Raw genomic sequence first — 6642 nt, 5'->3', positions numbered from 1 at the left:
CAGGAGGTGAAGCTGGAGGAGTCGGTGGCGGACTACCTCTTGCGGATCGTGCAGGCCACGCGCGGACACCCGAGCATCCGGCTGGGCGTGTCGACGCGCGGGGCGCTGCTGTACGGGCGGATGGCGAGGGCGCGGGCGCTGATGCAGGGGCGGGACTACGTGCTGCCCGAGGACCTGAAGGTGCTGGCGGTGCCGGTGCTGGCGCACCGGCTCGTGCTGGACACGCGGGCGCGCTACGCGGGCGCGGACAAACGGGCGCTCACGAAGGACCTGGTCGGCTCCGTGCCGGTGCCTCGCTGAACGCCACGGTCCCGGTTCCGAGTCCAGGCCCAGAAGCTCGAGCTTGGCTACTGAGGTCCACGCTGGCGGTCGCGAATCGCCTTGAGTTCGCGCTCGACGAGGCGATCTTGGAGGAGCTCAGGCGTCCGCTGCATCGTCGGGCGACTCCTTCGGACGCAGCGCCTCGTACAGCTCGGTCATGCGCTGGAGCTGTTCGAGCCGTTCGGTGGGGGTAAGGCGCAGGTTCTCCTCCAGCAGGGACACATCGACTCCAGCCTCGATGGCCGCATCCCAGTCCGGTCCGTAGCTCGGGAAGGCTTGCCGTAGGAGATCGCGCGGGTCCATGCCTCGAGCTTAGGTCCGAAATGCTCATGAGGGCAGGCCGGACCGTTCCAATCGGACCACCCGAGTACAAAGCGCCTCCAAGCGTCGTCCGCCTGCCCGCCTGGTAACCCTCGGTCCCTGGAACGGGGCGTGGCGGTCTGCTCCAATGCGAGCCGACTCCCGTTCCGCCCCCCCTCCTGGCTCCCGAGGAAAACCCCGCGCATGGCCCGACGTCGCCGCTGGTCCTTCTTCATGCCGGCCGAGGAGCACGGCTTCATCCGCTTCCTCCGCGACCGGTACCAGGGCCTGCTCACCCCCGTGGGGCGCGTGGTGCTGTGGGCCGCGCTGGCCGCGGCGCTGCTGCTGCTCGGCGGGCTCGTCGCGCCCCTCATCCTCTTCTTCTCCTTCTCCGTCTCCGCGCTGCTCGCCGCCGCCGTGGTGGGCCTGCCCTTCCGGCCTCGCGTCTCCCTCACCCGGCTGCTCCCGCCCCCCGTCTCCGCCGGGGACACGCTCACCTACCGCGTGCGCGTGGAGAACCCCGGCCCGCGTACCGTGCGCCACCTCGTCGTCGAGGAGCGCGACCTGCCCCCCGAGCTCCGCGCCGTGGGCGAGCCTCCCGTCATCGACTCGCTCGCGCCCGGCGAGCGCACCGAGGTGACGCTGCGCCTCACCTGCACCACCCGCGGCGTCTACCAACTGTCCGCCCTCCAGGCCGCGAGCCTCTTCCCCTCGGCGCTGGTGAAATGGTCGAGGCGCTCGCCGGGCAAGGATCGGCTGCTCGTCTACCCGCGCTTCACCCCGCTCGAGTCCTTCGACGTGCCGCACGGGCGCAACTACCAGCCCGGAGGCATCGCCATCGCCTCGCAGGTGGGCGAGTCCACCGAGTTCTTCGGCACCCGCGACTGGCATGACGGGGACCGCACCCGGGACATCCACTGGCCCTCCTTCGCGCGCACCGGCCGGCTGGTGGTGAAGGAGTTCCAGGAGGAGTTCTTCGTCCGGCTCGCCCTGGTGCTGGACGTGCAGTCGCGCTCGCCGAAGGAGGACGCGCTGCTGGAGAAGGCGCTCTCGCTGGCGGCGGGCATGGCGGACGCGCTGGCCCGGCAGGAGTACATCATCGACCTGTTCGCCGCCGGGCCCCAGGTGTTCCACTTCCAGGCGGGCCGGGCGCTGGCGCACTTCGAGCACATCCTCGAAATCCTCGCCGCGCTGGAGTCGGGGGACAGCCTGGACGTGCAGGCGCTGGAGTCCGCGCTGCTGCCCGAGGCCAGCCAGCTCTCGGCTGTCCTCTTCGTGGTGATGGACTGGGAGCCCTCGCGCGCGGCGCTGGTGGAGAAGCTCAAGGCGCACGGGGTGGCGGTGCGGGTGCTGTCGGTGCGGCCCGAGCGCAAGCCCACGGGGCTCGCCCCCGAGGAAGTGGTGGAGCTGTCATGAGCGAGCCTGGCGAGAACGTGTCCCGGCTCGGCCGGCTGGTGGAGCTGACGCCGGTGCTCGCGGCGCTCGCGCTGCACGCGGTGGCGCACGAGCGGTGGCTGCTGTGCGCGCCGCTGATGGTGGCCCTGGTGGGCGCCGCGCTGGCGGGCGTGCGAGTCCACTACACCCCGGCGCGCCTGCTCCTCGCGGGAGCGCTGGGCTTCGGCGCGGGGCTGGGGATGCTCGGGGTGAGCACGCCGCCGACGGCGCCCTTCCCCCCCTCCCTCTTCGGCCCGCTGTGCGGCGCGCTGGTGGGGCTGGCGGTGCTCTGCGGGCTGGGCCGCAACCGCTACTACGCGTGGACGTACGCGTGCCTGCTGGTGGCGCTCAGCATGCGGGTGCGGACGCTGCCGGGCCTGCCGTGGGTGATGGGGGCGGTGGTGCTCAGCCTGCTGCTGGTGGCCTTCGTGGAGGGAGGATTCCCGCGCACGGGCTGGCGTGGCGGGGTGGGCTTCGCCGTCTTCACGGTGCTGCTCGCGGGCCTGTCCGTGGTGTTGGGGCGGACCGTCCAGGCCAGTGAGGGCGTGCTGGTGGACGCGTTGTACCGGCTGACGAGCGGCACGAGCCCTCCCACCGGCTCGGAGTTCCAGTCGGAGGTGGGCATCCGCGCGGTGTCCCACAACCGGCGCGGCTCCGAGCGGCCGCTGCTGGTGGTCTCCGGTGGTGCCCCCGAGCGGCTGCGGACGCGGGTGTTCGACGCGTTCGATGGCGAGCGGTGGACGACCTCGGAGGAGCTGACGAAGACGCGGCTGGCGCTGCCGACGGAGGCCCCGGAGGCGCGGCGGGTGCTGGCGATGACGGTGCTGGCGCCGCTGGGCGCGTGGCTGCCGGCGCCCGCGGGGACGCGCGAGGTGGAGGGGGCGCCCCTGGAGGTGCTGGGCGGCTGGGTGCTGAAGGGAGAGGGGCTGGAGGGCACCACGCTCGCGCTGCACACGGACGCGCGCGAGCGCCTGCCCACCGAAAGCACCCCTGGAGAGTCCCTCACGGCGCTCCCGGAGGAGCTGGAGGCCGAGCTGCGCCCGCTGGCGGAGGCCCTGACGCGCGAGGCGCGCACGCCGCGCGAGAAGGCTCGGGCGCTGGAGTCCTATTTCCACGAGCACTTCCTGTACTCGCTGAACGTGGACCTGCGGGGAGAGGGCAGCCCGCTGGCGGTGCTGGTGCGCGAGCGGCGCGCGGCGTACTGCACGTACTTCGCGAGTGCGATGGCGGCGCTGCTGCGCACGCTGGACGTGCCGGCGCGGGTGGTGGGGGGCTTCGCGCCCGAGGAGCCGAACGACCTGACGGGGAGCACGCTGGTGCGCGAGCGGGACGCACACGCCTGGGTGGAGGTGTACCTCGCGGACGAGGGGCGCTTCGTGGCGTTCGACCCGACGCCGTGGCAAAGCCGGGACGAGGCGCTCGGGCTGTCCAAGGAGAAGGCGGGCGTGCTCGGGAAGCTCACGGGAGCGGTGGGCACGTTCTTCCGGCGGGTGGTGGCGGGGGTGCGCTACCAGCCGCTGGAGCAGGTGAGGGCGGTGGGAAGCTCGCCGGCCTTCTGGGTGCTGGTGGCCGCGGGAGCAGTGTGGCGCTTCCGGGCGCGGCGGCGGGGCGGACGGGCGCGAGCGCGGCGTGGGGCGCTGGACACGCGGGACGCGAAGCTGGCCGAGGCCTACGCGCGCTACCTGAAGACGCTGAGGCGGAGGGCGGGCCTGGTGCCCCAGCCCTCGGAGACGGATGACGAATTGCTGTCCCGCCTGCGCAGGGCGCATGGAAACGCGGCGGCGGACGTGGCGGCGGAGTTCCTCGGGCGCTACCGGGAGGCGCGCTACCGGGGCGAACCCGGCGACACGGTCGCGTTGAGCACGTGGGTGGAGCGACTCGACACGGAGCTGCGCGAAGGCACTCGCCGGGCCGGGTAGACCCGGTGCGGCGTGCCGCTCAGCGAGTCTCCAATTCCTGGAACACCACTCCGTCCAACTCCAGCCGTCTCACCGCGTCCACCAGGCGCTCGCTGGCGACGATGAGCGTGGACCAGTCGGCGAGCCGGAACACGTCCAGGTCCTCGGGCAGCGAGGCGGCGGCGAGGAGGGGCGGCTGCGGGAGGCGGTAGCCCTTGTCTTCGCCACACGTGAGGCATGGGGGGTCGATTTCCGGGATGCAATCGGGGTGGAAGCGACCGCGAAGTTCGAGCTGCAGGTCCAGCAGCTCGGGATGGTTCTTCTGCCGGAAGCGGACGTTGAGTGGGCAGTCATGGAGACCGCGAAGGCCTTCGGCCCGTAGTTTCTCCAGCGCCTCACGGCGCACGTAGAGTGACCAGGGGTTCTGCATGAAGAGCTGACCGAAGTACCCGGTGGCTGTCCCCGTCAGTGGACCGAGTGCCGTCCCTGACCGCAGTTCGACACCTGGGGGGGCCAGCGGGCGCACCAGCTCGCGACGCCGGACGAACTCCTCGTACGGCACGGGCCATGGGTCGGTCAGCTTCTTCTGCTCGTCCTGCGGAAGGCTGGAGAGGTCTACGCACGGATACTTTGCTTCCGTGCCCTTTCTGCCGAGCCCACAGTCGGAACAGGGCTCTACACCGGGCAGCATCCACTTGTACGCGGCGTTCAAGTTGCCCGTGTAGCGTGGCGCCTCGTCTTGCCGAATCCGATAGAACTTCATCACGTCCTTTTCGCCTCGCGTGGTCCTCAGGGGGCGAACATCTGGGGCCCGGGTGGCACGAGCGTGTGGCCGTACGGCACGATAGGCCCGACGATATCGAAGCGGTAGGCCAGCTCGAAGGCCTTGGCCATGAGTTCCGCGGGCGGCACCTGGTGTCCTTGGTTGGCTTCCTTGAACTCGTGCCAGGCCTGATTCCACGCGCCGCCGCGCCCGCCGCCCCTGTGGATGCGCAGGTGCACGTGCTCCGGGATGACCATCGTCCAATCGTGCGGGTTGATACCCTGCCACCTGAACCACGCAGCGAGGTCGGGCGCCTGGGGAAACAGGTGGTGCTTGATGAGCTTGCCTTCGAGTCGCGGAAAGGCCGGAAGGTAGCCATCGCGGTAGCGGAAGTGGAACGTCAGGCGTGGCCGAGCCCCGTCCCGCAGTCCCGTGCGCCTCCAGTTGCGAGATGTCCCAGGGGTGAGAAAGGGCGGGCGATAGGCTCCTGCCCACGCCAACTCCGCGCCATGTGCCAGGGATGCGCGCGCTACCGTCTCCGGGTCCACGTCCTCGCAGGCGAAGACGCCGCACGCGCCATGCTCGCCGTCGCACGCCAGGACGACACACGCGTCGGCGCTCGGCTCCTCGCATTCGAGGGCATCATCCCACGCCGCGTCGGCCCCAGCGAACGTGGCGGGAGACGTGGAACCGCAGCCGGACAGTACCAACGTGGTGAGGAACAGCCAGAGCTGCAACGGGGGCCCGAGGGGCTTTCTCATGGTGCCGGGGAGTATGGCTTCCCTCGACCTCCGCTCGTCCAAGGTGCCCGGTCGTCCCCTACCTCGGCGCGCTCACCACCAGGTCCCGCTCCCCGAGCGGCGTGAAGCACGCCTCCACATCCGCGTCTCGCACCTCGGCGAGCGTGGGCGGGTTCCACTGCGGGCGGTTGTCCTTGTCCACCAGCACGGCGCGGATGCCCTCGCGGAAGTCCGGCAGCGCGGTGACGTGCTGGCTCAGCCGGTACTCCACGGTGACGACCTCGTCGTAGGGCCTGCCCCGGCACAGCCGCAACTGGCGCAGCGTCACCTTGAGGCTCGTGGGTGACATGCGCCCCAGCGTGGCCCGTGTCTCCTGGGCCCACGACGTGCCCTCGGCCTCCAGCGCCGCGAGGATGTCCTCCACGCGGTCCTTCCCGAAGCACCGGTCGATGGCCCGCGCGTGCTCCCGCAGCGGGGACTCCCAGGGCGAGGTGGTGAAACCGGACAGCACCCGCGTGGCCACGTCGCGCGCCGGCTCCGCGCTCCAGTCCGCCGCCGCGAGCGCGTCCACCACCGCGTCCAGCCTGTCGTGCGGCACGTGCTGCGTCCCGTACCCGAGCCACATCGCATCCGCGGCGGTGCACCGGGCTCCCGTGAGCCCGAGGTACGTGCCCGCCTCGCCCGGGAAGCGCGGGAGGAACCAGCCGCCGCCCACGTCGGGGAACAGGCCGATGCCCGTCTCGGGCATGGCCAGCACCAGCCGCTCGGTGACGACGCGGTGCGAGCCGTGCACGGACAGCCCGAGCCCTCCGCCCATGCTGATGCCGTCCACCAGCGCGAGGTACGGCTTGGGGTAGTGGTGGATGAGGTGGTTGAGCCGGTATTCCTCGCGGAAGAAGGCACTCGCGAGGGGCTCCTGTCCCTCGGGAGCGGACGAGCCCAGCGAGGCGGCCACGGCGCGCACGTCACCCCCGGCGCAGAACGCCCGACCTCCGGCGCCGCGAATCACCACCGCCTGGACCGCGGGCTCCTTCGCCCAGGCCTCCAGGGCCGGGTGCAGCGCGCGGATCATCCCGAGGTCGAGCGCGTTGAGCGCCTTGGTCCGGTTGAGCGTCACCAGGCCCACGGGCCCGCGAGTCTCCAGCAGCACGTCCGTGTTCATTCCGCCGGGGATAACACAGGGCGT

At 71.5% G+C, this 6642-nt stretch carries 7 protein-coding genes; 3 read left to right on the top strand and 4 right to left on the bottom strand.

Annotated features, from left to right (window positions below):
• Positions 1–300: AAA family ATPase (locus VF697_RS04465; protein WP_414641236.1), on the top strand; the 300-nt coding region annotated here is incomplete at its 5' end.
• Positions 301–417: 117 nt separating this feature from the next.
• Here the strand turns inward: VF697_RS04465 and VF697_RS04460 are convergent.
• On the bottom strand, positions 418–624 hold the full coding sequence (locus VF697_RS04460; protein WP_331092231.1) for a hypothetical protein: 207 nt from the start codon (positions 622–624) through the stop codon (positions 418–420).
• 201 nt (positions 625–825) lie between these two features.
• Between VF697_RS04460 and VF697_RS04455 the strand changes: the two genes are divergently transcribed.
• Both VF697_RS04455 and VF697_RS04450 read left to right on the top strand, forming a co-directional pair.
• Positions 826–2037: a DUF58 domain-containing protein gene (locus VF697_RS04455; protein WP_331092230.1), complete on the top strand. Its 1212-nt coding sequence runs from the start codon at positions 826–828 to the stop codon at positions 2035–2037.
• Positions 2034–3974, top strand: coding sequence for a transglutaminaseTgpA domain-containing protein (locus tag VF697_RS04450; RefSeq protein WP_331092229.1), 1941 nt, complete (start codon positions 2034–2036; stop codon positions 3972–3974). The genes VF697_RS04455 and VF697_RS04450 overlap by 4 nt, the downstream gene beginning before the upstream one ends.
• A gap of 19 nt (positions 3975–3993) precedes the next feature.
• Here the strand turns inward: VF697_RS04450 and VF697_RS04445 are convergent, their stop codons facing one another.
• From VF697_RS04445 to VF697_RS04435, 3 genes are read right to left on the bottom strand one after another with little or no spacing between them, the layout of a single operon-like run.
• Positions 3994–4716: a double-CXXCG motif protein gene (locus tag VF697_RS04445; protein ID WP_331092228.1), complete on the bottom strand. Its 723-nt coding sequence runs from the start codon at positions 4714–4716 to the stop codon at positions 3994–3996.
• A gap of 26 nt (positions 4717–4742) precedes the next feature.
• The gene (locus VF697_RS04440; RefSeq protein WP_331092227.1) at positions 4743–5477 is read right to left on the bottom strand and encodes a TIGR02269 family lipoprotein; all 735 of its coding nucleotides are present in this window, start codon (positions 5475–5477) and stop codon (positions 4743–4745) included.
• Between the two features lie 58 nt (positions 5478–5535).
• Positions 5536–6618 carry an enoyl-CoA hydratase/isomerase family protein gene (locus VF697_RS04435; protein ID WP_331092226.1) on the bottom strand — a complete coding sequence of 361 codons (1083 nt, stop codon included), beginning with the start codon at positions 6616–6618 and terminating at the stop codon, positions 5536–5538.
• Positions 6619–6642 lie beyond the last annotated feature (24 nt).

It is taken from the genome of Archangium sp. (assembly GCF_036388035.1).
GTDB lineage: Bacteria > Myxococcota > Myxococcia > Myxococcales > Myxococcaceae > Archangium.
The sequence above is the reverse complement of the archived record's forward strand: the minus strand, read 5'-3'. Positions and strand labels throughout refer to the sequence as shown.

Excerpts from the sequence above, each read along its gene's own strand:
- VF697_RS04460 (WP_331092231.1), bottom strand. The coding sequence starts at position 624 with ATGGACCCGCGCGATCTCCTACGGCAAGCCTTCCCGAGCTACGGACCG.
- VF697_RS04455 (WP_331092230.1), top strand. The coding sequence starts at position 826 with ATGGCCCGACGTCGCCGCTGGTCCTTCTTCATGCCGGCCGAGGAGCAC.
- VF697_RS04450 (WP_331092229.1), top strand. The coding sequence starts at position 2,034 with ATGAGCGAGCCTGGCGAGAACGTGTCCCGGCTCGGCCGGCTGGTGGAG.
- VF697_RS04445 (WP_331092228.1), bottom strand. The coding sequence starts at position 4,716 with ATGAAGTTCTATCGGATTCGGCAAGACGAGGCGCCACGCTACACGGGC.
- VF697_RS04440 (WP_331092227.1), bottom strand. The coding sequence starts at position 5,477 with ATGAGAAAGCCCCTCGGGCCCCCGTTGCAGCTCTGGCTGTTCCTCACC.
- VF697_RS04435 (WP_331092226.1), bottom strand. The coding sequence starts at position 6,618 with ATGAACACGGACGTGCTGCTGGAGACTCGCGGGCCCGTGGGCCTGGTG.